This window comes from Streptomyces sp. NPDC005752 (genome assembly GCF_040630715.1).
Classification (GTDB): domain Bacteria; phylum Actinomycetota; class Actinomycetes; order Streptomycetales; family Streptomycetaceae; genus Streptomyces.
Map to the genome: position 1 here is coordinate 140,979 of NZ_JBEXYB010000002.1, position 23,782 is coordinate 164,760.

Genomic DNA, 23,782 nt, shown 5'->3' on the forward strand with positions numbered 1-23,782 from the left:
TTCCCGCTCCGGTCGTTCCTCCCCCACGGGCACACGCCCGTGTGACCCCCGCCGGAGTTTCCCATGGCTCTGACCTGCTGGGAAGGCCTCCGGCACGCACGGTGAGGCTGTCCGCCCGGAGGGGTCCGGAAGTGCCCCGGTAGAGTGGGCGGGTCGTCATCTTGCCCGTACAGGGGGAAGCCGGTGCGAATCCGGCACCGACCCAACCCCTACGCGCTCGGCTCAGCTCGAGCAGGGGAAACCCATTCGAGAGGCCCAGCCCTTCATGTCCGTACGCCGTCGCGCGGCAGCGCTCGCGTTCACCGTCGTGCTCTGTGGAGCGGCCGCCCCGACGGCGATCGCCGCGCCGAGTCCGTCCCCCTCCGCTCCCGGCCTCCCGGCGGGGCTGTACGGCACCAAGGACCCGACGTACGACGGGGTGTGGCGGCAGTCGCTGGCCTTCCTCGCGCAGAAGATCGAGCTGGTGACGCCCGCCACGCAGTCGGTGAACTGGCTCGTCGCCCAGCAGTGCGACAGCGGGGCCTTCGCCTCGTACCGCGACGCCTCCGCGCCCTGCGACTCCAGGACGGTCGCGGACACCAACGCCTCGGCGGCCGCGGTCCAGGCCCTGGTCGAGCTCGGCGTGCACCGGGAGACCGTGGACAACGGGGTCGCCTGGCTGAAGTCCGTACAGAACAAGGACGGCGGCTGGGGCTACAACCCCGGCAGCGCGAGCGACGCCAACTCCACAGCCGTGGTGACCGGGGCGCTGGCACGGGCGGGTGTGCCGCTCGTCGAGGTCACCAAGGCGGGCGGGAAGACGCCGTACACGGCGCTCCGGACCTTCGCGCTGCCCTGCGGCGGCGAGGACGGCGGGGCGTTCGCCTATCAGCCGGGCAAGGACGGCGAGCTCACCGCCAACGCGGACGCCACGGCGGCCGCGGTCTTGGGATCGATGGGCAAGGGGATGGCCGCGGGGAACTACAACGCGGCGAAGGCTCCCGTCTGCCACAAGGGCACCGGCCTCACCGCGGAGCAGTCCGCGCAGAACGGCGCGTCCTACCTGGCGAAGGCTCTCGCCGGGTCAGGACATCTGAACCTGCCGCCGATGCCGGGCGCCGAGGACTCCGCGCCGCAGCCCGACTTCGGCAACACGGCGGACGCGGTCGTGGCGCTGGCGGCGGCCGGCCACAAGGACAAGGCGGCCTCGGCGGTCGCGTATCTGGAGAAGCACGCTCAGGGCTGGGCCAAGGAGGGCGGCCCCGCCGCCACCGCCCAGCTGGTGCTCGCCGCCCACGCGACCGGCACCGACGCCCGAGACTTCGGCGGCGTCGACCTCGTCCGGCAGCTGAACGCCACGGGCCCGGCGCCCGCCGCGACCGCCGTGCCCTCGCCGACCGCGACGGCCCCCGAGAAGCCGGCGGACACGAGCAGCGACGACGAGGGGCTCGGCCTCTGGTGGATCATCGGCATCGGCCTGGCCTTCGGCGCGGGCATCGGCTTCCTGCTCAGCGGACGCCGGAAGAACCAGCAGCTGTGAGGCGCCCGCCGGTCACAGCGGCGCTGCTTCTCCTCGTCGGCGCCGTCCTGGCCGTGCTGGGCGCGGGCAGCGCGCAGGCAGCCGGTTACCGCTACTGGTCGTTTTGGGAGAGCGACGGCGGGAAGGGCTGGACGTACGCCACCCAGGGCCCCTCCGTCGTCCGGCCGGACGACGGCGCGGTGCAGGGTTTCCGCTTCTCGGTGAGCGAGGACTCCCAGGACTCGGCGCAGCCGCGCCGCGCACCGGACTTCGGGGCCGTCTGCGCGGACACCCCGGCGAAGGACGGCCTCAAGCGGATCGCGCTGGTCCTCGACCCGGGCACGGCGGCGGACGCGCCGGCCGGTGAGGAGCCGCCCGCGCCGCGTACCGCCTGCGCCCAGGTCGCCCCGGGGGCGAGTACGGCGGAGGCCCTCGCCGAGGTGGCGAAGCCCCTGCGGTACGACAGTTCGGCGATGCTCTGCGCGATCTCCGGATACCCGCGGTCCGGCTGTGGTGAGCAGACCGGGGACAGCGGGCCCCGGGAGGCCACCGTCCCGGCCGGGACGCCTTCCGCCGACGACGGCGCCACCCCGGACGAGGGCTCCGCCTCCGACGGCGTGGGCCCGTCCGTGGGTGTGCTCGCCGGCGTCGGCGCGGTGCTCGTCCTCGGCGTAGCCGCCGTGCTGCAGGCCCGCCGCCGCCGATGACCCGCGCCACCGGCCCGGCCCGGCTCCCCCCTGCCCTGCGCGCTCCCGGAGCGACACGCGGCAACGCGCTGCCGGCCGGGGCCTGGTGGCTCTGGGCACTCGGGCTGGCGACCGCCGCTTCCCGTACGACGAACCCCCTGCTGCTCGGACTGCTGGTGGGAGTGGCCGGTTATGTGGTGGCGGCCCGCCGCACGGACGCGCCGTGGGCCCGTTCGTACGGGGCGTTCATCAAGCTCGGACTGGTCGTCGTGGCCGTGCGGCTGGTCTTCTCCGTCTTCCTCGGCTCGTCCGTCCCCGGCGCGCACACCCTGTTCACCCTGCCCGAGGTTCCGTTGCCCGACTGGGCCCAGGGGGTCAGGATCGGCGGCCGGGTGACGGCGGAGCAGGTGGTCTTCGCGCTGTACGAGGGCGCGAAGCTGGCCACCCTGCTGATCTGCATCGGCGCGGCGAACTCGCTGGCCAACCCGGCCCGCCTGCTGAAGTCCCTGCCCGGCGCCCTGTACGAGGTGGGTGTCGCCGTCGTCGTCGCGATGACGTTCGCGCCGAACATGGTCGCGGACGTCGCACGGCTGCGGACGGCCCGTCGGCTGCGCGGCCGTCCGACCGGCGGGATCAGGGCGGTGCTCCAGATCGGGCTGCCGGTGCTGGAGGGCGCGCTGGAGCGTTCGGTGGCCGTGGCCGCCTCCATGGACGCGCGCGGATACGGGCGCACCGCGCAGGTCCCGCCCGCCGTGCGCCGCACCACGCACGTGCTCACGCTCGGCGGGCTGCTGGGCGTGTGCGCGGGGACGTACGGGCTGCTCGCCGCGCAGGGCGCCGTGCACGGGCTGCCGTTGCTGCTGGCCGGACTGGCCGCGGCGATGGCCGGACTCAGGCTCGGCGGGCGCCGTTCGGTCCGCACCCGCTACCGGCCGGACCGCTGGGGCGTACGCGCCTGGCTCGTCGCGGCCTCGGGCGCCGCCGTCGCGGCGGCGATGATCCGGGCGGGCGCCGTCGCCCCGGACGCGCTGCGCCCCGGCGTCGTCCCGCTCTCGGCCCCCGTACTCCCGCTGTGGCCGGCCGCCGCCGTGCTGATCGGGCTGCTGCCCGCGGCTGTGGCCCCGCTTCCCCCTTCATCCTCGGACTCCAAGGAGCGCACGTGATCCGGTTCGAGCAGGTCTCGGTACGGTACGAGGGCGCCGAACGCCCCACCCTGTCGGGCATCGACCTCACGATTCCCGAGGGCGAACTGGTGCTGGCCGTCGGCCCGTCCGGTGTCGGCAAGTCGACTTTGCTGGGTGCCGTGTCCGGTCTCGTGCCGCACTTCACCGGCGGCGTGCTGACCGGCCGGGTCACGGTCGGCGGCCGTGACACCCGGACCCACAAGCCGCGCGAACTCGCCGATCTGGTCGGCACGGTGGGCCAGGACCCGCTCGCCCACTTCGTCACCGACACCGTCGAGGACGAGCTGGCGTACGGCATGGAGTCGCTGGGCCTGGCACCGGACGTCATGCGGCGGCGGGTCGAGGAGACGCTGGATCTGCTGGGTCTCGCCGAGCTGCGCGACCGGCCCATCGCCACGCTCTCCGGGGGCCAGCGGCAACGGGTCGCGATCGGCTCGGTCCTCACCCCGCACCCACGGGTCCTGGTCCTCGACGAGCCGACGTCCGCGCTGGACCCGGCGGCGGCCGAGGACGTACTGGCAGTCCTCCAGCGGCTGGTGCACGACCTGGGCACGACGGTGCTGATGGCCGAGCACCGGCTGGAGCGTGTGGTGCAGTACGCGGACCAGGTCCTCCTGCTGCCCGCGCCCGGCGCCGCACCGGTGATGGGGGCACCCGCGGACATCATGGCGCTCTCGCCCGTCCGGCCGCCGGTGGTGGCCCTGGGCCGGCTGGTGGGCTGGGACCCGCTGCCGCTCTCGGTGCGTGACGCCCGGCGCCGGGCGGTGGACCTGCGGGAGCGGCTGGCCGGGGTGGAACCGCCGGCGCGTGAGGACCCGGCGGACACGGTGGTGGCGCCGCTCCCCGCCCGGGCCGCGGCCCGCCCCGGTCTCCTGGGACGGCTGTTCGGCCGTCGTCCGGGGGCGGCCGAACAGCCGGCCCCGGTCCAGGACACCGTCACCCGGGTCGAAGGGCTCGGGGTGCGGCACGGGCGGGTCCAGGCGCTGCGCGGGGTGACGCTCACCGTCACGCCGGGCGAGACCGTGGCCCTGATGGGCCGCAACGGCGCGGGCAAGTCGACCCTGCTGTCGGCACTCGTCGGGATGACCGCGCCCTCCACGGGGTCCGTCCTCGTCGGCGGTCTGCACCCGTCCCGCACCTCGCCGGACGACATGGTGCGCCGGGTCGGGCTCGTCCCGCAGGAACCGCGCGACCTGCTGTACGCGGACACGGTCGCCGCCGAGTGCGCGGCGGCCGACTCCGACGCGGAGGCGCCCGTGGGCAGTTGCCGTGCGCTGGTCTCCGAACTGCTGCCGGGCGTACCCGACGACATCCACCCCCGCGATCTCTCGGAGGGCCAGCGGCTCGCGCTGGCCCTCGCCCTGGTGCTCACCGCCCGGCCCCCGCTCCTCCTCCTGGACGAGCCGACGCGCGGCCTGGACTACGCGGCGAAGGCACGGCTCGTCGGCGTACTGCGGCGGCTGGCCGGTGCGGGCCACGCGATCGTCCTGGCGACGCACGACGTGGAGCTGGCAGCGGAGCTGGCGCACCGGGTGGTGATCCTGGCCGACGGTGAGGTCGTCGCCGACGGCCCGGCCCGGCAGGTCGTGGTCTCCTCCCCCGCGTTCGCCCCGCAGACCGCGAAGATCCTGGCGCCGCGCGAGTGGCTCACCGTGTCGCAGGTACGCAAGGCTCTGGAGGACCTCATATGACGGCCGGGTCGGCCCGGCCGGTGCGGCTCGGTCCGCACGCCGTCGCCGCACTCGTCCTGATCAGCGCGGTCGGGCTGGTCGCGTTCGGCTGGCCGCTGCTGGCGGGAGCGGATTCCGGTCTCGCCCACGCGCAGGACGCGCCGTGGCTGTTCGCCGTCCTGCTCGTGCTGCTCGTGGGGGTGGTGCTCGCCACGATCGCGGACTCGGGCCTGGACGCGAAGGCGGTGGCGATGCTGGGGGTACTCGCCGCGGTCGGGGCGGCGCTGCGTCCGCTGGGCGCGGGCACCGCCGGCCTGGAGCCGATGTTCTTCCTGATGGTGCTGAGCGGCCGGGTGCTGGGTCCCGGCTTCGGATTCGTGCTCGGCTCGGTGACGATGTTCGCCTCGGCGCTGCTCACGGGCGGGGTCGGGCCGTGGATGCCGTTCCAGATGCTGTCGATGGGCTGGTTCACCATGGGCGCGGGCCTGCTGCCGCGGCCGGACGGGCTGCGCGGCCGGGGCGAGCTGCTGATGCTGGCGGGGTACGGGTTCGTGGCGGCGTTCGCGTACGGCACGGTGATGAATCTGTACGGCTGGACGATCGTTCCCGGTCTCGGCTCCGGCGTCTCCTTCGTCGCGGGAGACCCGCTCCACGAGAACCTGGTCCGCTTCCTCGCGTACTGCGCCGCCACCTCGCTCGGCTGGGACCTGGGCCGAGCCGCCCTCACCGTGGTCCTGACCCTGGCCGCCGGTCCCACGCTGCTGAGAGCTCTGCGCCGGGCCACCCGGCGCGCCGCTTTCGACGCACGCGCCGAGTTCGAGGTCCGCGCGGACTGACTCACTCGGCCTGGGCGTGCTGCGCGGCCAGCCGTACCGGGGCGTTCCGGGCACCGTAGCCGTCGTAGCCGCCGACGCGCTCGACGAGCTCGAAGAAGACGCGGCCGGTCGTCACGGTGTAGCAGTGCCGGAACTCCCCCTTCTCGTCGCGGTCGTAGAGGATCCCCAGCTCGCGGTAGGTCTCCAGCTCCCCGGGGGCGAACTCGTGGTGCGCGGCCAGGTCGTCGTAGTAGTTGGCGGGCACCGGCAGCAGCCGGGCGCCGGCCGCGCGGGCGAGGCGGACGGTGGTGACGAGGTCGTCGGTGATCAGTGCGACGTGCTGGGGGCGCCCGCCCCGGGCCGGGTCCTCGGTGGGCGACGCCCCGACGCCGAGGGCGATGCGCACCGTGCCGTCCTCGTTGCTGACGGCGCGGCTGCGGAGCAGTCCGTACGGGTCGGCGAGGTCGACGCTCGCGTGCGGGCGGAGGCCCAGCACGCCGCGGTGGAAGAGGGTCGCCTCGTCGAAGTGGTGCCAGGGCTGGGTCAGCGCGACATGGTCGATCCGCCTGATCCCGATGGGGGCGGGGGTGTGCGGGGCGGGCGTGAAGTCGCCGGTCCAGCCGGGGCTCGCGCCGTCTCCGACACCTCCGGGCCGCTCGGTGTCCCCGGGCCGCCCGGTACCCGCGGGCCGCCCGGTACCCGCGGGCCGCGCGGTGACGCAGAAGAAGAACTCGGTGCCGTCGGGCGCGGCCACCGCGTCCAGCGGGGCGTCGCCCGGGGCACGGCGCCGGGGCAGGACGGGGGCGAGCAGCGACTCGGCCCGCGCGGAGGCCCCGGCGGGGTCGGGACTCTCCAGGCCCACCGCGGTGAGCGAGGGGTCGGGCCGGTGGCTGCCGGTGTCGGTGTTGAGCAGGATGCGGGCCTCGCCCTGTTCCCAGAGGTCCACGGGCTTCCCGGAGTGCCTGGCCGTACGGGAGAAGCCCAGCGCGGTCAGCAGGGGCGCGATCCTCGCCGTGTCGGCCGTGGCGATCTCGACGAAGGCGAATCCGGTGGGAACGACCGGCGCCGGAGGCGCGGTGAGCCCCGCCGACTCCTGGAGCAGCGTCAGCGAGCGCCGGGCGTCCACCGCGGTGCGGCCGGCGTCGGCCTGGCGGAAGACGTCGTTGAACACCTCCAGCGAGAGCGGTCCGTCGTATCCGGCGCGGACGGCGGCGCGTACCGGACCAGCCACGTCGAGGTCGCCCTGGCCCGGGAAGCAGCGGTGGTGGCGGCTCCACTGCAGCACGTCCAGGGCCATCCGCGGGGCGTCGGCGAGCTGCAGGAAGAAGATCTTGTCGCCGGGGACGGCCTCGATCCCCGTGACGTCGGATCCCCTGGCCAGGATGTGGAAGCTGTCCAGGCAGATCCCGAGGGCGGGGTGGTCGGCGGCCTCGACGATGCGCCACGCGTGCTCGTACGTACTGACATGGCGGCCCCACGCCAGCGCCTCGTACGCGACCCGGACACCGGACTCCTGCGCGAGGTCCGCCAGCCGGTGCAACTGCTCGGCGGCGAGGCCGTCGTCGTCGACGGCGTACGGCGACACGCTGGAGCAGACCAGGACGGTGTCGGCGCCCAGGCTCCGCATCAGCCGGAACTTGTGCTCGGCGCGCCGCAGGTTGCGGGCGAACTCGCCTGCGGGGACGGCCTCGATGTCGCGCATCGGCTGGAAGAGGTCGATCGTCAGACCCAGATCGGCCGTCCGTTCCCTGATCTCCTCCGGGCCGAGCGGGCTGCCGATCAGGTCGTTCTCGAAGATCTCGACGCCGTCGAAGCCCGCGCGCGCGGCCGCGGTGAGTTTCTCGGTGAGCGTTCCGCTGAGCGAGACGGTGGCGATGGACGTGCGCATGTCGGTCCTCCTGCGGGCTTCAGCGCGCGGACGTGAGGTCGGCGATGTCGTCGAGCATCCGGGCGGTGTCGGGTTCACGGCCGGTGAAGAGCCGGAAGGAGTCGGCGGCCTGGTAGGCGGCCATGCCTCCACCGTCGAGGGTGGGACAGCCGAGGGCACGGGCGGTGCGCACGAGTGCGGTCTCCAGCGGCCGGTAGACGACCTCGGCGACCCACAGCCCAGGGTGCAGCAGCTCCGCGGGGAGCGGGAGTCCGGGGTGGGCCGCCATACCGATGGGCGTGGCGTTGACCAGGCCGTCGGCGCCCGCCGTCCGGGCCGCGATGTCCAGGAGGTCCGCGGCGGCGGCCCGGCCGGGTCCGAAGTGGTGGTTCAGGGAGGCCGCGAGGGCCGCCGCCCGGTCGGGCAGGGCGTCCAGCACGGTCAGCCGGCCGGCGCCGAGGGTGAGGAGGGCGTGGGCGACGGCGGCGCCGGCGCCGCCCGCTCCCAGCTGCACGACCCGCTCCAGCCTCGCGTCGGGGAGCCCGCGTGCGAAGGACGCGGCGAAGCCCGTCGCGTCGGTGTTGTGACCGATCGCGCGATCGCCCTCGAAGACCACGGTGTTGACCGCGCCGAGCGCCTCGGCCTGCGGGGAGAGTGCGTCGAGGTGGGCGAGGACCTGCTGCTTGCAGGGGTGCGTGACGTTGAGGCCGTCGTAGCCCATCTCACGTGCGGAGCGCACGAGTTCGCCCGTCCTCTCCGGCGGGACTCCGAGGGCGCCGATGTCGATGAGGCGGTAGAGGTAGCGCAGCCCCTGCCGGTCCGCCTCGCGCTCGTGGAGCGCGGGGCTGAGGGAGGGGCCGATGCCGGAGCCGACGAGGCCGACGAGATACGAGTCCGGGCTCACCGGTTCTCCTCCAGGAGGTGGGCGAGGTGGGTGAGCGCCAGGGTGTATCCGTGTGCGCCCGCCCCGCAGATGACGGTGTCGGCGACGGCCGAGACGTGGCTGTGGTGACGGAAGGGCTCACGCCGGTGGATGTTCGACAGGTGGACCCCCACGACGGGCAGCTCCACGGCGGCGAGCGCGTCACGGACGGCGACCGAGGTGTGGCCGTGGCCGGCGGGATTGATCACGATGCCCCGGTGCACGGTGCGGGCCTCGTGGATCGCGTCGATGAGCACACCCTCGTGGTTGCTCTGCCGGCAGTCGGCGCGCAGCCCGTGAGCCGCCGCGGTGCTCCGGCAGAGCTCGTCGACGTCGGCCAGGGTGTCCTTCCCGTGGACCTCGGGCTCGCGCAGGCCCAGCAGACCGAGGTTGGGTCCGTTCAGCACGAGGACGGGAACGCCGGGGGGCGGGACCGGTGGCTTCGGCATCGTTCACTTCCCGTGGACATGGCGACTTAATGTACGGACTGGTTAGTTAGTAATACCCAAAGACGGCCGCCCTGGGAAGCCCTCGGGCCGAATCGGCCGCCGGGCCCACCGCCTCTAGAATCGCGAGCACGCACCGCCTGCCGCGAAGGATCCGGATGACCAGCACCGAAGGACCCGCCCAGCCCGCCGCACGGACCCGCGACGCGGCGCGCACCAAGGACGAGATCCTCACCGTGGCGACGCGGGAGTTCGCGCGCATCGGCTATGCGGGCGCCCGGGTCGACGAGATCGCCGCCAGCACCCGCACCACGAAGCGGATGATCTATTACTACTTCGGCGGCAAGGAGCAGTTGTTCACCGCGGTCCTGGAACGGGCGTACAGCAGGATCCGGGAGGCCGAACAACTGCTGGACGTCGAGCACCTGGACCCCGTCGCGGCGGTCCGCCGGCTGGCCGAGCTGACCTTCGACCACCACGAGGACCACCCCGACTTCATCCGCCTGGTGAGTATCGAGAACATCCACGAGGCCGAACACATCGCAGCGTCGGCCGAGTTGAGCCGCATCGGCTCCCCCGCGATCGAGGTCCTGCGGCGCATCCTCGACACGGGGCGCGCGTCGGGGCTGTTCACGGCGGACGTCGACGCCGTGGACCTGCACGCGATGATCAGTTCGTTCTGCTTCTTCCGCATCGCGAACAGGCACACCTTCGGCGCGCTCTTCGGGCGCGACCTGGTGGAGGCGGGGCGCCGGGAGCACTACCGGGCCATGCTGGGCGACATGATCATCGCGTATCTCACGGCCGACCGGGCGGCGTAGGGCCGAAGGGACCGGCCGTGCGGCGCAGAGCCGGGCGGCCGGGACTCCACGGGGGCACGGGGGCACGGGGGCACGGACACCCGAAGGGGACCGGGGTCGATCCTGTGCGAACTCTTGACAGGGACGTCAACTGCTCGCACCATCCGTAGCCATCCACAACTAACTAACTGGTGCGTTAATTAGCCGGGTCCGCTCGCCTCTCCCCCGCACGGAACGTCCCCCGAAGGAGCCCGACGTGACAGCTCACGACCCTTCCGCCGGTCCACCCTCCGGGCCTCGGGCCCAGCCCCGTAAGGCCGCGCTCGCCGCCTGGATCGGCAGCGCGCTGGAGTACTACGACTTCTTCATCTACGGCAGTGCGGCGGCGCTGATCTTCCCCAAGGTCTTCTTCGACGAGTCCGACCCGGCCAACGCGACCCTGCTGTCGCTGGCCACCTTCGGTGTCGCCTACGCGGCCCGTCCGGTGGGCGCACTCTTCCTCGGCCACGTCGGGGACCGGCTCGGCCGCAAGAAGATCATGGTCTTCACGCTGATGCTGATGGGCATCTCGACCTTCCTCATCGGCTGCCTGCCGACCCGCGACCAGATCGGCGGGGCCGCGCCGGTTCTGCTCGTCGTCCTGCGGATCCTGCAGGGGATATCCGCGGCGGGCGAGCAGGCCAGCGCCAACTCGATGAGCCTGGAACACGCGCCCCAGCACCGGCGCGGCTACTTCACCAGCTTCACCATCAACGGGACCCAGGCCGGTCAGCTGATCGCGACCCTGGCCTTCATCCCGGTCGCCGCCCTTCCCGAGGAACAACTCCTCTCCTGGGGCTGGCGCATCCCGTTCTGGCTGAGCGTCGCCGTCGCCGTCACGGGTTACGTCATCCGCCGCACCCTGGAGGAGACCCCGGTCTTCACCGAGCAGGCGGCGACCGGGGGTGTGGCGAAGATGCCGCTGGCCGTACTGCTTCGCGACCACTGGGCCGACGTCCTGCGGGTCGTCGCCGCCGCCGTGATCGCGACGGTCAGCACGATCTTCACCGTCTGGGCCCTGTCGTACGCGACCGGCGACGCCGTCGGCATGAGCCGTACCGGCATGCTGTGGGTGGGCGCGCTCGCCAACGTGGTCGCCCTGTTCACCATCCCGCTGTGGGCCCGGCTCTCCGACCGCGTCGGAAGGCGGCCGGTCTTCCTCGTCGGAGCGGTCGGCAGCGCAGTGGCGATGCCTCTGTACCTGTGGGCGATCTCCACCGGCAGCTATCCGCTGACGCTGATCCTCGGAGTGCTGGCCTTCGGCGTCGTCTACAGCGCGGCCAACGGGATCTGGCCCGCCTTCTACGCCGAGATGTTCCCCACCCGGGTCAGGCTCTCGGGCATGGCGATCGGCACCCAGACCGGCTTCGCCATCGCGGGCTTCGCCGTTGCCTTCGCCTCGCAGATCGCCGGCCCCGACGGCGACAACTGGGCCGGGGTCGCCCTGTTCGCCGCCCTGCTCTGCGTCCCGCCGGTCATCGCCGCGTTCTCCGCACGCGAGACTGCCCACGTGCCGACGGACCGGCTCGGGGAGCGGCACCCCGGGGTGCCCGCGGAGGCCGACGCCTGACGCCCACGTCCCCCGGGGGACGTGAGGGGGCGATGCCGAAGGGGTGCGGGGGCGGCTCGTGTAAGCGCCCCCGCACCCCTCGGGCCCCTCCGCGGATGCGGTCCGGGTGTCCCTACGCCTTGCTGCCGGCGGCTTCCGGTGCCTTCGTGTCCACGGCGTCCCCGCCCTCCCGGTCCGGCTGTCCGGCCGCGCCGGTGCCGGTGCCGCTTCCCGCACTCGGGCCGGTCCCGGTGGCCACCTGGAGTCTGCGCGGTCCGGCCAGGACGTACGCCAGTCCGAAGCCGGCGGTCACCACCGCCGCCCCGCCGACCGCGTCCAGCACCCAGTGATTGCCCGTGGCGACGATGGCGGAGACGGTGAACAGGGGGTGCAGCAGCCCCAGTACCTTCATCCAGGCCTTCGGTGCGAGCAGCACGATCACGACACCGCACCACAGCGACCAGCCGAAGTGCAGGGACGGCATCGCCGCGTACTGGTTGGTGACGGCGGTCAGCGCCCCGAAGTCGGGGCTGTCGAGGTCCTGCACCCCGTGGACCGTGTCGATGAAGCCGAGTCCCGGCATGAGGCGCGGGGGCGCCAGCGGGTAGAACCAGAACCCGGCCAGGGCGAGGACCGTGGCGAAGCCGAGGGTGCTGCGGGCCCAGCGGTAGTCGGAGGGCCGGCGCACGTACAGCACTCCGAGGATCACCAGCGGCACGATGAAGTGGAACGTCGAGTAGTAGTAGTCGAAGAAGCCACGCAGCCAGGGGATGCCGACGACGGTGTGGTTGACCCAGTGCTCGATGTCGATGTGCAGCCACTGCTCGGCCGAGTGGATCTGCAGGCCGTGCTCCTCCGCGGTGGAACGCCCGGCGGTCGCCGCCAGCCGGACCTCCGCGTAGGCGGAGTAGACGACCCGGGTGAGCAGGAGCTCCAGCAGCAGGTTGGGACGGCTGAGCACCCTGCGCCAGAACGGCAGGAGCGGCACCCACGCGTAGCGAGCCCGCACCGGCTTCGCATGGTCCGTGGGGACCGGCTCGTGCCAGTGGGGCGAGGTGCGGGACAGGAAGGGCACCGCGCATGCGGCGCCGAGCGCGGCGATGAGCAGCCCGTTGTCGCGTACGGGAAGGATCACACCGATGTTCGGCAGCAGCACCTTCCCGGGCAGGGTGAGGACGAGCACCACGACCGCGGGCCAGACCAGCCGGTCCGAGGCCCGGGTCCCGACCCGGCCGACGACGGCGAGCAGCACCCAGAGCAGCTGGTGCTGCCAGGCGGTGGGCGACACGGCGACGGCGACGCAGCCCGTGACCGCAACGGCCAGGAGCATCTGCCCGTCCCGGGCGTAGCGGGCCGCGCGGCGCAGCCCGAGAACGACGACGACGGCGGCTAGGGCCAGGAACACGGCGATCTCGGCCGGCCCCTGGAGCCCGAAACGCAGCAGCGCGCCGTGCAGGGACTGGTTGGCCAGACCGTCCGGGCGCTCGCCGAGTCCCGCGCCCGCGAGATGGTGCACCCAGTACGCCCAGGAGTCACGCGGCATCAGCACCCAGGCCAGCGCGGTGCACACGGCGAACGTGACGCCGCCGCCCACGGCGGCCCGCCGCCTCCCGGTGAGCCAGAACAGGACGGCGAACAGCAGTACGGCGGGCTGGAGGGCGGCGGCGACACCGGTGAGCACGCCCGGGAGGCGCTCACCGCGTACCGCGAAACAGGCGAGGAGCACCAGCAGGACCGGCAGGATGCTGGTCTGGCCCAGATGCAGGGTGTTGCGGACGGGCAGCGACACCATCAGCAGGGTGATCGCGACGGGCGCGGCCAGGAACGCGGTGCGCCGGCTCACCGGTGCGGGCAGGGCGCGCACGACGACATGACCGAGCAGGACGACGAGCAGCAACGAGCCGAACGTCCATGCGACGCCGAGGGCCTGTTCCGCCGAGACCGTCAACGGCTTCAGCACCAGCCCGGCGAACGGTGTCCCGGTGAACCTGCCCGGGTCGTACAGGGATCCCGCGATGTGCAGGACCCCGGTCGCGCCCGTCCAGGTCTCCAGATCGGCGAGGCGTTCGCCGGGCGGCCGGCGCAGCACGACGGCCACCTGTCGTACCGCCAGGAAGCCGACGAGCAGCCAGAGGACGGCTCCGGCGGCCGCGGCCCGTGGGTCCTTCGAGCGGATCGCACCTGACCCGGTCCGGTCCGGCGCGAGCACCCCACTCCCCGGTTCCGCCGCCGCGTCCCCCCGCACACTGCGCTCCACATCAGTCACGCTGCGCCGAACCTCCCGTTTTCATGCACTGCCCCTCGGCCCGGGTATGTGCGGATGAAGCCTCGCATTGCCCTATGAGGTAGACACAATCAACCCCCTCTTCGCCTGACTGTCACCACCGATGTGCCGAAACAATGCCCGCTCCCGGCGGGCGGGCCCTCGGGTGTCGTCCGTGGCGCGGTCCTCCGGGGCGCCGGGTCAGCCCTCGTACCCGGGGGCGTCCGCCTGCCAGCCCGCGAAGAGAGGGACGTCCGTCGAGCCGTCCAGGACGACGACGCCGAAGGGCCGGTCGAAGGCGATGTGCCTGACCGCGCGCGGCCTCGGGGCTGCGGCCCTCGTCGCCACCACCGTGACCGCGGCGGCTTCCACGCCCTTCTCGCCGATCCTCACCACCGCCTCCTGGACCGCCTCCGAAATGTGGAGGCGTACGGGCGAGAGGCCGGAGAAGTCCGCCACGGCGGGGTCCGTGGCACGCCGCACACCGAGCGCCGGCAGCTGGTCCGTGATGCGGATCTTTGTCCGCAGGGTGAAGCGCGGCAGCGACAAGGTCACCCCGTCGGCGTCCAGGGCGTCCCGTTCCTCCTCGGGGGCCCACGCCAGGGGCAGGACCTGGGCGGCGCCCCCGCCCGCCTCACCCAGGACGAACCTGACCCGCGCCGGTGCCGGCCCGCCCGGCTCCGCACGGCAGCGCAGCTCCACGACCTGCGCGCCGGACACCGTCCACGCGTCCCGCGGCCGGACCGATGCGTGCATCGTCACCACCGGCAGGGTCGTACCCGCCGCGTCGGTGAAGGGGACGTCACGGGTTCGGGCCGTGTCGAACTGCACCTGCCAGAGCGCCTCCAGGGCCAGGACGTTGACCAGGGCGAGCGCGACGTCGCCACCGAGGGACAGCGGCAGCCGCTCGATCAGGTCACCGGTCCGCTCGCGCACCCACGCGTCGGCCTCCGCGACGTCCACCGGGCCGAACCCGACGTCGGGCAGCGAGCGTTCGTACTCCTCGTGGAGCGGCACGCTGTTCCACACCCTGGTCGCCGCGTTCAGCGCCTCGGTGCGCCCCCAGTCCCGCGCGGCCTCCGTCACGACGGCGGCGGCCTCGTGTCCGGCCACGCCGAGCAGGGCCCGCAGTTCCGCGGCCGTCTCCGTGCGGGCACCGGCGGCGACGGCGGTCAGGGCCAGCCACAGTCCGGCGGGCGAGCACACGAAGCTGCTCCCGCCCGGCCGGGCCAACTCCCGCGTCCACCGCTCTCCGAGCCGCTGGACCGCCGCTTCGAGGTCCATGTCCGCCGTCATCGTCTCCCCCTGCACGTTTATCGGTTCGTCTTCCTGTCACACCCTGGACAGAATGAACCAATGACCTGGACCGTGGCCCCCGAACACTTCGGCACCCCTGAGGCGACGCTGCTGCGACGCGACTACTACGACGAGGTGGCGAGCCGTTACTGGGGCCGGCCGGCGACCGCTGCGGAGATCGACGACGGCCTGAGGGACGACGGCGTCGATCTGCTCGCCACGCCGACCGGGGAGTTCCTGGTGGGACGGTACGACGGTGAACCGGCGAGCTGCGCGGGCCTGCTGCTGGTCGACGCGGCGACGGCGGAGCTGACCCGGGTGTTCGTCCGGCCCGGTTTCCGCTCGACGGGCGGCGGCGGCCGGTTGCTCGCTGGAATCGAGGGCGCCGCGCGGGCCTACGGGGTGCGGCACATCCGGCTCGACACCCGCGACGACCTGGTCGAGGCACGGGGGCTGTACGCGAAGCACGGCTACCGGCAGGTCCCGGCGTTCAACCAGGGCCCCTACGCGGAGCACTGGCTCGCCAAGGAGCTCTGAGCCCCGGGCGGGAGGGTCAGCCGGCCGAGTGGTCGCGCCGCGGTTCGGGCATGTGGGGCCGCTCCCTGCTCGATCCGCTCACCTCGGCCGACAGCTCCGTCACCAGGCGGACCAGGTCGGTGGGCCGGTCAGGACCCCACCAGTCGCCCAGCAGCTCGGCCAGCGACTCCTCCCGTGCCTGGGACAGCCGGACCACGGCCTCCGCACCCCGCTCGGTGAGGACCAGTTGCATCCCCTCGCGCCGGGCGTAGCCGAGCCCCTCCACCTGACGGGCGGCCGAGGTGATCACCCTCAGCGGCACCGGGGCGACCTCGGCCAGCCGGCCGGGTTCGACGGTGCCGTGCCGTTTGATGCGCAGCAGCAGCCAGCTGGAGGCGGGCTGCAGGTCGTAGCCCGCCCTCTCGGTGATCTTCTCGTAGATCTCCCGGCGCCCCTCGCGGGTGGCGAGCACCGAGAGGGCGCGGGCGCACTCGTCGTACGAGGAACGCTGGACAGGGTTCGAGGCCAGGGTCTCGCTGCTGTCGGGCGCCGTCACGGATCCGCGCAGGGGTTCCTCCTTGAGGAACCAGGCGAAGACGAACGCGACCAGGACGACGGGCGCCGCGTAGAGGAAGACATCGGTGATCGACGTCGAGTAGGCGCTGAGGACCGAGGGACGCAGATCCGCGGGGAGCCGGCCGATGGCCCGGGGATCGGCGGCCAGCGCCCCGGCGTCGACACCGGGTGGGAGGGAACGGCCGCTGAGCGCGTCCTCGAGCTGGCCGGTCAGTCCGTTGGTGAAGATGGTGCCGAAGACGGCCACTCCGAACGATGCGCCGATGGACCGGAAGAACGTCGCCCCCGACGTGGCGACACCGAGGTCCTCGTAACCGACGGAATTCTGCACGATCAGTACAAGCACCTGCATCACCAGGCCGAGCCCGGCCCCGAAGACGAAGAAGCAGAGGCTCATCGTCCAGGTGGAGCTGGTCTCGGAGAGCGTGTGGAGCAGCAGCAGACCGACCACGGTGAGGGCCGTACCGGCGATCGGGAAGACCTTCCAGCGGCCGGTCCTGCTCACGATCTGGCCGGACCCGGTCGAGGTGAGCAGCAGCCCGAAGACCATCGGCAGCATGTGCACACCGGACAGGGTCGGGCTGATGCCGTGCACGACCTGGAGGAAGGTCGGCAGATAGGTCATGGCGCCGAACATCGCGAAGCCGATGACGAAGCTGATGACGGCGACGAGGCTGAAGGTCCGCATCCGGAACAGCTTCAGCGGCAGCACCGGTTCGTCCGCCCTGCGCTCCGCCGCGACGAACGCCACGAGCAGCACCACGGCGAGGACCGCGAGGGCGACGATCTGCGGGGAGCTCCAGGCCCAGGTGGTGCCGCCGAGCGAGGCGACGAGGACCAGGCAGGTGGCGACGGAGGCGATGAGGAAGGTGCCCAGGTAGTCGATGCGGTGCTTGGTGCGGCGGACCGGGATGTGCAGGGCGGCGGCGATCACGAGCAGCGCGACGACACCGATGGGCAGGTTGATGTAGAAGACCCAGCGCCAGCTGAGGTGCTCGGTGAAGAAGCCGCCGAGGAGCGGACCCAGGACGCTGGTCATACCGAACACCGCACCGAAGAGGCCCTGGTACTTGCCCCGTTCGCGCGGGGTGACGATGTCGCCGACGATCGCCATCGACAGCACCATCAGCCCGCCGCCGCCGAGTCCCTGGAGTGCGCGGAACCCGATGAGCTGCGGCATGTTCTGGGCCATGCCGCAGAGCGCGGAGCCGACCAGGAAGATGACGATGGCCGTCTGGAACAGCTTCTTGCGTCCGTACTGGTCGCCGAGCTTGCCCCACAGCGGGGTGGCCGCGGTCGCCGCCAGCATGTAGGCGGTCACCACCCACGACAGGTGGTCCAGGCCGCCCAGTTCGCTGACGATGGTGGGAAGAGCGGTGGACACGATGGTCTGATCGAGTGCGGCGAGCAGCATGCCGAGGAGGAGCGCACCGATGGACACCAGGACGCTCCGCCGGGACCGCCCCTCACCCGCTGCAAGGGGTGGCGGGCTCAGCTGCTGGGCCATGAACGTCTCCTCGGGTCCGCTTCACCCCCATCCTGGCCGCTGTGTGCCGTTATGGCCTGCCGAGCGGCACTACGGGCGTTGGGCTTCCCTGCGACGGCCTGCATAATCGCAGGCAGTTCGAAGGGGAGGGGAACCCACGATGACCGGACAGGTATGCCCGGAGTGCGGTGGCGAACAGAGCGCGAGACCCGGGGCCGGGTGTGCCTGCGGCGCCGGTGCGGCCGCGTGGGACAGGCAGGCCGCCCGCTCGGCGGAGATCGCGGCGGCCGAGGACTTCCACCCGCTGCGGATCCGCCCGTACGTGACCCTGCACAGCGACGACACGCAGGACCACGGCGTCCCGGCGGCGGCCGTCACGACGCCGGTGTTCCTGGACGGTACGGCGGGCGAAGTGCCGGGGCCGGGCGCGACGCCCGGCGTCGTCGTCGCGGACGAGACCCGTGGGCGTACGGCCGCGGCCCATGCGGACGGTGGCCCCGACCCCGTGCAGCCCCGCCGTCGCCGGCCGTTCGCGGTGGTCGCCGTGGGGGCGGCGGTAGCCGCGGTGGTGGGCACGGCCGCGTTCGCCGGCGGGCTGTTCGACGGCGAGGACACCACGGACGCGGCACTGCCCGAGGTCGCGACGAGTGCGCCGGAGGTGAGCGGGGAGCCGGCCGCCTCCGTGTCCGCGTCCGCGTCCCCGTCCGCCTCCGCGAGCCCTTCGGCCACGCCGTCCAGGTCCGCCTCCGCGTCGACCTCGGCGACCGCGTCCCCGTCCGCGAGCCCGTCACCGTCGGGCTCGGCGGCCGCGTCGAAGTCACCGGCGCCCTCGGTGTCCGCGACCAGGGCCCCCACCACCGCGGCGGCGGCGCCGCCCGCCGAGGAGGAGTCCGGGACCACACTGCGGCGCGGGGACCGCGGCGCCGAGGTGTCCGAGCTCCAGCGTCGACTGCAGGAGGCCTGGGTCTACCGGGGGCCGGAGGACGGCGACTACTCGGAGCGCGTGGAGGAGGCCGTCGCCGAGTACCAGCGGTGGGTGTCGGTCAGGAGCGACCCGCCAGGGGTCTACGGACCGGAGACTCGTCGCGCCCTGGAGGCGCGGACGAGCGGCGGGGGACGCCGCTCCTGAGGGGGGTTCCGGATTCGCTCCGCCGCTTCCGGACCACCGGATTGGCGTTTCTGCGCAGGTTTTTGTATCGTGTGGGAACAAAGTAGCCTCCGCTCGTTCTCCCTGACCGGCGGGCGGGGCTACTTGTTTTCCTTCCTCCGCAGCCACGAGCTGTTCCCCCGCGCTCTGGAGCATGCCGATGCCGGCCACCGTCCTCGAAGCCCGCGCCCTCCTGCTGGACATGGACGGCACCCTCGTGAACTCCGACGCGGTGGTGGAGCGCTGCTGGCGCCGCTGGGCGGTCGCGCAGGGCCTCGACCCCGTAGCCGCGCTCAAGGTGGTCCACGGCCGCCAGGGCTACGCCACGATGGCCGCCCTGCTTCCGGACCGCCCCATGGAGCAGAACTACGCGGAGAACCGGATCATGCTGGCCGAGGAGACCGCCGACACCGACGGCGTCGTGCCCATCGGTGGTGCGGCCGCCTTCATGGCGGCGATCGCCGGCCTCCCCCACGCACTCGTGACCTCGGCCGACGAGGCGCTCGCCCGGGCCAGGATGACGGCTGCGGCCCTGCCGATGCCCGGGACCCGCGTCACCGCCGAGATGGTGGGCGCCAGCAAGCCCGACCCCGAGGGCTTCCTCAAGGGTGCGGCCGAGCTGGGCTTCGGCCCCGCGGACTGCATCGTGTTCGAGGACTCCGAGGCGGGCATCACGGCGGGCCGGGCCGCCGGCATGCGCGTCGTGGGCGTCGGCCCGCGTGCGGCCGCGCTCTCCCCCGACGCCCATGTGGAGGACCTGACGCGGCTCCGGGTGGAAGCGGGCGCGGGCGGTTCGATCCGCCTGCACATCGACGCTCCGTAGCCCTTCCTCCGGCGGCCCGTCCCGGATCCTGAACCCCCGGCCCAGGACCGCCCACCGATACACCTCGTGCGGCGCCTCACTCCCGGTGCAGCAGCCCCCGCGCGACCAGTTCCAGCACCAGTGCGACCGCGACCACCTGCACCGCCAGCAGGGCCACCAGGACGAACAGCTGCACGGCGCCCGCCTCCACGGGTGAGGCGCCGCCCAGCAGCATGCCCACGAACGCCCCGGGCAGGGTGACGAGCCCCACGGTCCGGGTCTGGTCCAGCCCCGGCAGCAGCGCATCCGACGCCGCGGGGCGGGCGATCTCCAGCCGGGCGTCCCGGTCCAGCAGGCCGAGCGCCATGCCGGCCTCCACCTCCCCCCGCCGCGTGCCGAGTTCGTCCAGCGCGCGCCTCCCGCCGAGCACGGTCGCGGTGAGCGCGCCCCCGATGAGGATCCCGGTGACCGGGATCAGCGCGATGCCGCGCACCGGGAGGAGCCCGGTGAGCAGCAGCACCAGGACGACGGGCGCGACGCCCGCACCGATCGGCAGCGCGGCCCGCCACCAGGTGCGGTTACGGGTGATCCGCCGGCCCGCGGTGCGCACCGCGACGGCGAACATCAGCAGCAGGAAGCCGAGCAGCGTGCCCAGGGAGCGCACCACCCAGCCGATGAGCAGGGAAACGGCCACCAGCTGGACCGCGGCACGCAGCCCGGCGGACGCGATCCCGCGGGCCCGGCCCAGCGAGGCCCACGCGGCGACGGCGACGGCGGACACCAGGAGCAGGGCGAGCACGACGCCCAGCAGGGGACTGACCGGAAGCAGCACCCGGCCACCCTAGAGGCCGCACACCGGCCCCGGACCTCCCCCGGAACGGTCGGCCCGTCAACACCGCTCCTCGAACACCTTTCGGACGGGACGTCAGCCCGATCGTCCAAACCCTTGATGTGACGTGCGCATGTCGTCACTCTGTTACCTGGCGACCACCCCACCGAAACCCGGCGCCGCCACGATGGCCTGGCTCCGCAGGTCACCGACGCAACATCCCCCCACGTCAAGGGAGTTCACATGTCAGGTATCTACGCGCGTCGCATAGCCGTCGTCGCCGCCTCGGCCGCGCTCGCCGCAACCACGGGGCTCCTCACGGCCCCGACCGCCCAGGCCGCGATGCCCACCCCGGTCAGCGCCTCGACCGCCCGTACGTATCTGGGCCAGCTCAGCGTCTCCGCCGAGGGCTCGTCGTCCGGCTACAGCCGCGACAAGTTCCCCCACTGGATCACCCAGTCGGGAGCCTGCAACACCCGTGAAGTGGTGCTGAAGCGCGACGGCACCGGCGTCGTGCAGGACTCCGCGTGTGCCGCGACCAGCGGCAGCTGGTACTCGGAGTACGACGGAGCCACCTGGACCGCCGCGTCCGATCTCGACATCGACCACATGGTCCCGCTCGCCGAGGCCTGGCGTTCCGGCGCCAGCGGCTGGACCACCGCCCAGCGGCAGTCCTTCGCCAACGACCTGACCCGCCCTCAGCTCATCGCGGTCACCGACAACGTGAACCAGTCCAAGAGCGACCAGGACCCGGGCGAGTGGCTCCCGTCACGCACGGCCTACCGCTGCACCTACGCCCGCGCCTGGGTGCACGTGAAGCACTACTACGACATGACCGTCGACTCCACCGAGAAGAGCGCCCTGCAGTCCGTGCTCAACGGCTGCTGACCCCTCCCGCCGCCGGCGGAACCACCCGCCCTCCTCCGTCGTTCCGTACCCTACGGAGCCATCGGTCACGGCGACGCGAGGAGGGCACACATGGCCGGGCTACGCCTGGGACCACTGCTGAGGTACGTCGACTGGGAGTCCGGCTCGCGGGCGACGGTCTGGGTGGAGGCGACCAGGCCCTGCACGGCGGAGGTGCGCTGCGCGGACGGCGCGGCCGGCGCCGCCCCCACGTTCGCCGTCCAGGGGCACCACTACGCCCTCGTCGTGGTGACGGGTCTGACACCCGGCTCGACCACGCCCTACGAGGTGCTGCTCGACGGCCGCCGCGTGTGGCCGCCCGAGGACTCGCGCTTCCCGCCGAGCACCATCAGCACGCCCGCCGTACCGCAGCCGGACGAGGCGGGCCCGGTGCGGGTCGCCTTCGGTTCCTGCCGGTGGGCGGCCCCGCCCGCACACGGGCACGACCCGATCGGCCCCGACGCGCTGGACGCGCTCGCCACACACCTCGCCGCCGACCCCGCAGCCGTGCGCCCGGACGTCCTCCTGCTGCTCGGCGACCAGGTCTACGCGGACGAGACCTCGCAGGCCACCCGGCGACGGCTCGCGGCGCGCCGCGATCTGGACGAGGCCCCCGGCGCGGAGGTCGCGGACTACGAGGAGTACACCCACCTCTACGACGAGTCCTGGCGCGACCCGGACGTGCGGTGGCTGCTGTCCACGGTCCCCAGTTGCATGATCTTCGACGACCACGACGTCGTGGACGACTGGAACACCAGCGAAGCCTGGGTCCGCGACATGCGCCGCACACCGTGGTGGCACGAGCGGATCGTCAGCGGGCTCATGTCCTACTGGGTCTATCAGCACCTCGGCAACCTCTCCCCCGACGCCCTGGAGGCCGACCCGGTCTACGCCGCCGTGCGCGCAGCGCCGGACGGCACCGAGACGCTGCGCGACCACGCCGCGGCCGCGGACGCCGATCCCACGCGGGTCCGGTGGAGCTACCGGCGCGTTTTCGGCCGAGTACGACTGTTGATGGTGGACACCCGTGCGGCCCGGACCCTCGAGGAACAGCAGCGGTCGATGCTCCGCGACGAGGAGGCCCGGTGGCTGCGCGACGAGATGCTCGCCGACCCGGGCGCCTACGACCATCTGCTGATCGGCACCTCACTGCCGTGGCTGCTGCCACCCCTCGTCCATGACGCGGAGACGTGGAACGCGGCACTGTGCCGCGGCGAGCGGGGCGAACGCTGGGCGCGCCGCGGGGAAAAGGTGCGGCGGGCGGCGGACCTGGAGCACTGGGCCGCGTTCCCGGAGTCCTTCCGCCACCTTTCGGAGCTCTTGAGGGAAGCGGGGCGCGGGCCGGACGCACCCGCGACGGTGTGCGTGCTCTCCGGTGATGTGCATCACGCCTACATCGCCGAACCACAGTGGTCCGATGACACCCCGGACGGCACCCGCACCGCGCGCGTCCTGCAACTGACCTGCTCCCCCGTCCACAACTCCGTCCCCGGCTACATACGCGCCGGCTTCCGCTTCGGCTGGAGCCGGGCGGGCCGATGGCTCGGGCGCGCGCTGGCGCTCCACGGGCGGACGGGGCGCCCACCGATGCGCTGGAGCAAGACGGGCGGGCCCTGGTTCGGCAATCAGCTCATGACCCTCACAATGCACGGCCGGAAAGCCGCACTGTCATTGGTTCAGGCCAGAGCCAGGCCCACGGGAGCACAGCTCGAGCCCGTTCTGGAGTGCACGCTGACATCGAACGGATGACCAATTTTCAGCCAGTCGACAGAATGTTGAACTTGCAAGCACAATTCAGGTCACCCTAACCTGATGGGCCCCGATCGGTTCACGTCCCCAGACCGAAGGAGCCCCACCCCCCATGTCCATACGTCTGAACCGGGCCCAGCCCTACGCACTCGCCCTCTTCCGTGTCGTCATCGGCTTCCTCTTCGCCTGCCACGGCGCCGCCTCGCTCTTCGGGGTCCTCGGCGGTTCCGCGGACGGCGGCACCGTCCCCGCCGGCACCTGGCCGGGCTGGTATGCCGCGGTCATCCAGCTCGTCGGCGGCACCCTGGTCGCGCTCGGCCTCGGCACCCGGATCGCCGCGCTCGTCTCCTCCGGCTCCATGGCCTACGCGTACTTCAAGGTGCACCAGCCCGAGTCGCTGTTCCCCCTGCAGAACGGCGGCGAGGCCTCAGCCGTCTTCTGCTGGGCCTTCCTGCTGCTGGTCTTCACCGGCCCCGGCGCCGTGGCCGTGGACCGGCTGTTCTCCTCGCGCGGCGACTCGGAGCCCGAGAGGGAGCCCGCCCGCGAGAAGTCCCGGGCCGTCTCGGTCTGACCCACGTCCCGCGCTCCGGCCCCCTGCCTCCGAGGCGGGGGGCCGCAGTCGTACGTGAGCTGCGCGACATCGGCCGCCCGCCCGGTGAATACCAGGTGAACCGGGCGAACGGCAGGCGTACGCTGTACAGCTGGCCCTGCCGCTCCCACCGCTTCCCTTGCGGCG

Annotated in this window: 20 protein-coding genes; 13 read left to right on the forward strand and 7 right to left on the reverse strand. The window is 72.9% G+C overall.

Annotation, left to right across the window (positions count from 1 at the left end):
- Positions 1–265 precede the first annotated feature (265 nt).
- Genes ABZ441_RS02330 through ABZ441_RS02350 form a run of 5 tightly spaced genes read left to right on the forward strand, consistent with a single transcriptional unit; the run spans position 266 to position 5,874 of the window.
- Positions 266–1,519, forward strand: coding sequence for a prenyltransferase/squalene oxidase repeat-containing protein (locus ABZ441_RS02330; protein ID WP_358967128.1), 1,254 nt, complete (start codon positions 266–268; stop codon positions 1,517–1,519).
- Positions 1,516–2,205, forward strand: a complete 690-nt coding sequence (locus ABZ441_RS02335) for an SCO2322 family protein (RefSeq protein ID WP_358967131.1) — start codon at positions 1,516–1,518, stop codon at positions 2,203–2,205. The genes ABZ441_RS02330 and ABZ441_RS02335 overlap by 4 nt, the downstream gene beginning before the upstream one ends.
- Complete coding sequence (locus tag ABZ441_RS02340; RefSeq protein WP_358967134.1) at positions 2,202–3,347, forward strand: energy-coupling factor transporter transmembrane protein EcfT; 1,146 nt, start codon at positions 2,202–2,204, stop codon at positions 3,345–3,347. The genes ABZ441_RS02335 and ABZ441_RS02340 overlap by 4 nt, the downstream gene beginning before the upstream one ends.
- Positions 3,344–5,059 (forward strand): ATP-binding cassette domain-containing protein, encoded by a 1,716-nt coding sequence (locus ABZ441_RS02345; protein WP_358967136.1) that lies wholly within the window; start codon positions 3,344–3,346, stop codon positions 5,057–5,059. The genes ABZ441_RS02340 and ABZ441_RS02345 overlap by 4 nt, the downstream gene beginning before the upstream one ends.
- Positions 5,056–5,874 (forward strand): ECF transporter S component, encoded by an 819-nt coding sequence (locus ABZ441_RS02350; protein WP_358967137.1) that lies wholly within the window; start codon positions 5,056–5,058, stop codon positions 5,872–5,874. Before ABZ441_RS02345 ends, ABZ441_RS02350 begins: the two co-directional genes overlap by 4 nt.
- A 1-nt stretch (position 5,875) precedes the next feature.
- On the opposite strand, the gene ABZ441_RS02355 is transcribed toward ABZ441_RS02350, so the two are convergent.
- Genes ABZ441_RS02355 through aroQ form a run of 3 tightly spaced genes read right to left on the reverse strand, consistent with a single transcriptional unit; the run spans position 5,876 to position 9,091 of the window.
- A complete protein-coding gene (locus ABZ441_RS02355; protein ID WP_358967139.1) occupies positions 5,876–7,741 on the reverse strand; it encodes a TIM barrel protein in 1,866 nt (621 codons plus the stop codon).
- 19 nt (positions 7,742–7,760) lie between these two features.
- Complete coding sequence (locus tag ABZ441_RS02360) at positions 7,761–8,624, reverse strand: shikimate dehydrogenase (protein ID WP_358967141.1); 864 nt, start codon at positions 8,622–8,624, stop codon at positions 7,761–7,763.
- A complete protein-coding gene (gene aroQ / locus ABZ441_RS02365) occupies positions 8,621–9,091 on the reverse strand; it encodes a type II 3-dehydroquinate dehydratase (RefSeq protein WP_358967144.1) in 471 nt (156 codons plus the stop codon). Before aroQ ends, ABZ441_RS02360 begins: the two co-directional genes overlap by 4 nt.
- A 155-nt stretch (positions 9,092–9,246) precedes the next feature.
- On the opposite strand from aroQ, the gene ABZ441_RS02370 reads away from it, so the two are divergent.
- A complete protein-coding gene (locus ABZ441_RS02370; protein ID WP_358967147.1) occupies positions 9,247–9,909 on the forward strand; it encodes a TetR family transcriptional regulator in 663 nt (220 codons plus the stop codon).
- Between the two features lie 235 nt (positions 9,910–10,144).
- On the forward strand, positions 10,145–11,497 hold the full coding sequence (locus tag ABZ441_RS02375) for an MFS transporter (protein WP_358967150.1): 1,353 nt from the start codon (positions 10,145–10,147) through the stop codon (positions 11,495–11,497).
- Between the two features lie 112 nt (positions 11,498–11,609).
- On the opposite strand, the gene ABZ441_RS02380 is transcribed toward ABZ441_RS02375, so the two are convergent.
- Both ABZ441_RS02380 and ABZ441_RS02385 read right to left on the reverse strand, forming a co-directional pair.
- Positions 11,610–13,742, reverse strand: coding sequence for a bifunctional glycosyltransferase 87/phosphatase PAP2 family protein (locus ABZ441_RS02380; RefSeq protein WP_358967153.1), 2,133 nt, complete (start codon positions 13,740–13,742; stop codon positions 11,610–11,612).
- A gap of 198 nt (positions 13,743–13,940) precedes the next feature.
- Positions 13,941–15,035, reverse strand: coding sequence for a serpin family protein (locus ABZ441_RS02385; RefSeq protein ID WP_358967156.1), 1,095 nt, complete (start codon positions 15,033–15,035; stop codon positions 13,941–13,943).
- 60 nt (positions 15,036–15,095) lie between these two features.
- Here ABZ441_RS02385 and ABZ441_RS02390 point away from each other — a divergent pair, with 60 nt between their 5' ends.
- Positions 15,096–15,572, forward strand: coding sequence for a GNAT family N-acetyltransferase (locus tag ABZ441_RS02390; protein WP_358967159.1), 477 nt, complete (start codon positions 15,096–15,098; stop codon positions 15,570–15,572).
- A gap of 16 nt (positions 15,573–15,588) precedes the next feature.
- Here ABZ441_RS02390 and ABZ441_RS02395 read toward each other — a convergent pair whose 3' ends face one another.
- Positions 15,589–17,634, reverse strand: a complete 2,046-nt coding sequence (locus tag ABZ441_RS02395; RefSeq protein ID WP_358967162.1) for an MDR family MFS transporter — start codon at positions 17,632–17,634, stop codon at positions 15,589–15,591.
- A gap of 139 nt (positions 17,635–17,773) precedes the next feature.
- Here ABZ441_RS02395 and ABZ441_RS02400 point away from each other — a divergent pair, with 139 nt between their 5' ends.
- The gene (locus tag ABZ441_RS02400) at positions 17,774–18,742 is read left to right on the forward strand and encodes a peptidoglycan-binding domain-containing protein (protein WP_358967165.1); all 969 of its coding nucleotides are present in this window, start codon (positions 17,774–17,776) and stop codon (positions 18,740–18,742) included.
- 178 nt (positions 18,743–18,920) lie between these two features.
- On the forward strand, positions 18,921–19,583 hold the full coding sequence (locus tag ABZ441_RS02405) for an HAD-IA family hydrolase (protein WP_358967168.1): 663 nt from the start codon (positions 18,921–18,923) through the stop codon (positions 19,581–19,583).
- A 76-nt stretch (positions 19,584–19,659) separates the two neighbouring features.
- Here ABZ441_RS02405 and ABZ441_RS02410 read toward each other — a convergent pair whose 3' ends face one another.
- Complete coding sequence (locus tag ABZ441_RS02410) at positions 19,660–20,394, reverse strand: ABC transporter permease (RefSeq protein ID WP_358967171.1); 735 nt, start codon at positions 20,392–20,394, stop codon at positions 19,660–19,662.
- Between the two features lie 240 nt (positions 20,395–20,634).
- Here ABZ441_RS02410 and ABZ441_RS02415 point away from each other — a divergent pair, with 240 nt between their 5' ends.
- From ABZ441_RS02415 to ABZ441_RS02425, 3 genes are all read left to right on the forward strand, one after another.
- The gene (locus tag ABZ441_RS02415) at positions 20,635–21,279 is read left to right on the forward strand and encodes an HNH endonuclease family protein (RefSeq protein WP_358967174.1); all 645 of its coding nucleotides are present in this window, start codon (positions 20,635–20,637) and stop codon (positions 21,277–21,279) included.
- A gap of 90 nt (positions 21,280–21,369) precedes the next feature.
- Positions 21,370–23,046, forward strand: coding sequence for an alkaline phosphatase D family protein (locus ABZ441_RS02420; protein WP_358967177.1), 1,677 nt, complete (start codon positions 21,370–21,372; stop codon positions 23,044–23,046).
- A 112-nt stretch (positions 23,047–23,158) separates the two neighbouring features.
- Entirely contained in the window at positions 23,159–23,617 is a 459-nt protein-coding gene (locus ABZ441_RS02425) for a DoxX family protein (RefSeq protein WP_358967180.1), read from the forward strand.
- Positions 23,618–23,782 lie beyond the last annotated feature (165 nt).

Bases quoted from the DNA above. Each gene is read 5' to 3' on its own strand.
- ABZ441_RS02405 (WP_358967168.1), top strand. From the start codon at position 18,921: ATGCCGGCCACCGTCCTCGAAGCCCGCGCCCTCCTGCTGGACATGGAC.
- ABZ441_RS02385 (WP_358967156.1), bottom strand. From the start codon at position 15,035: ATGACGGCGGACATGGACCTCGAAGCGGCGGTCCAGCGGCTCGGAGAG.
- aroQ (WP_358967144.1), bottom strand. From the start codon at position 9,091: ATGCCGAAGCCACCGGTCCCGCCCCCCGGCGTTCCCGTCCTCGTGCTG.
- ABZ441_RS02340 (WP_358967134.1), top strand. From the start codon at position 2,202: ATGACCCGCGCCACCGGCCCGGCCCGGCTCCCCCCTGCCCTGCGCGCT.
- ABZ441_RS02370 (WP_358967147.1), top strand. From the start codon at position 9,247: ATGACCAGCACCGAAGGACCCGCCCAGCCCGCCGCACGGACCCGCGAC.
- ABZ441_RS02400 (WP_358967165.1), top strand. From the start codon at position 17,774: ATGACCGGACAGGTATGCCCGGAGTGCGGTGGCGAACAGAGCGCGAGA.
- ABZ441_RS02355 (WP_358967139.1), bottom strand. From the start codon at position 7,741: ATGCGCACGTCCATCGCCACCGTCTCGCTCAGCGGAACGCTCACCGAG.
- ABZ441_RS02330 (WP_358967128.1), top strand. From the start codon at position 266: ATGTCCGTACGCCGTCGCGCGGCAGCGCTCGCGTTCACCGTCGTGCTC.
- ABZ441_RS02420 (WP_358967177.1), top strand. From the start codon at position 21,370: ATGGCCGGGCTACGCCTGGGACCACTGCTGAGGTACGTCGACTGGGAG.
- ABZ441_RS02395 (WP_358967162.1), bottom strand. From the start codon at position 17,634: ATGGCCCAGCAGCTGAGCCCGCCACCCCTTGCAGCGGGTGAGGGGCGG.
- ABZ441_RS02425 (WP_358967180.1), top strand. From the start codon at position 23,159: ATGTCCATACGTCTGAACCGGGCCCAGCCCTACGCACTCGCCCTCTTC.
- ABZ441_RS02390 (WP_358967159.1), top strand. From the start codon at position 15,096: ATGACCTGGACCGTGGCCCCCGAACACTTCGGCACCCCTGAGGCGACG.
- ABZ441_RS02350 (WP_358967137.1), top strand. From the start codon at position 5,056: ATGACGGCCGGGTCGGCCCGGCCGGTGCGGCTCGGTCCGCACGCCGTC.
- ABZ441_RS02415 (WP_358967174.1), top strand. From the start codon at position 20,635: ATGTCAGGTATCTACGCGCGTCGCATAGCCGTCGTCGCCGCCTCGGCC.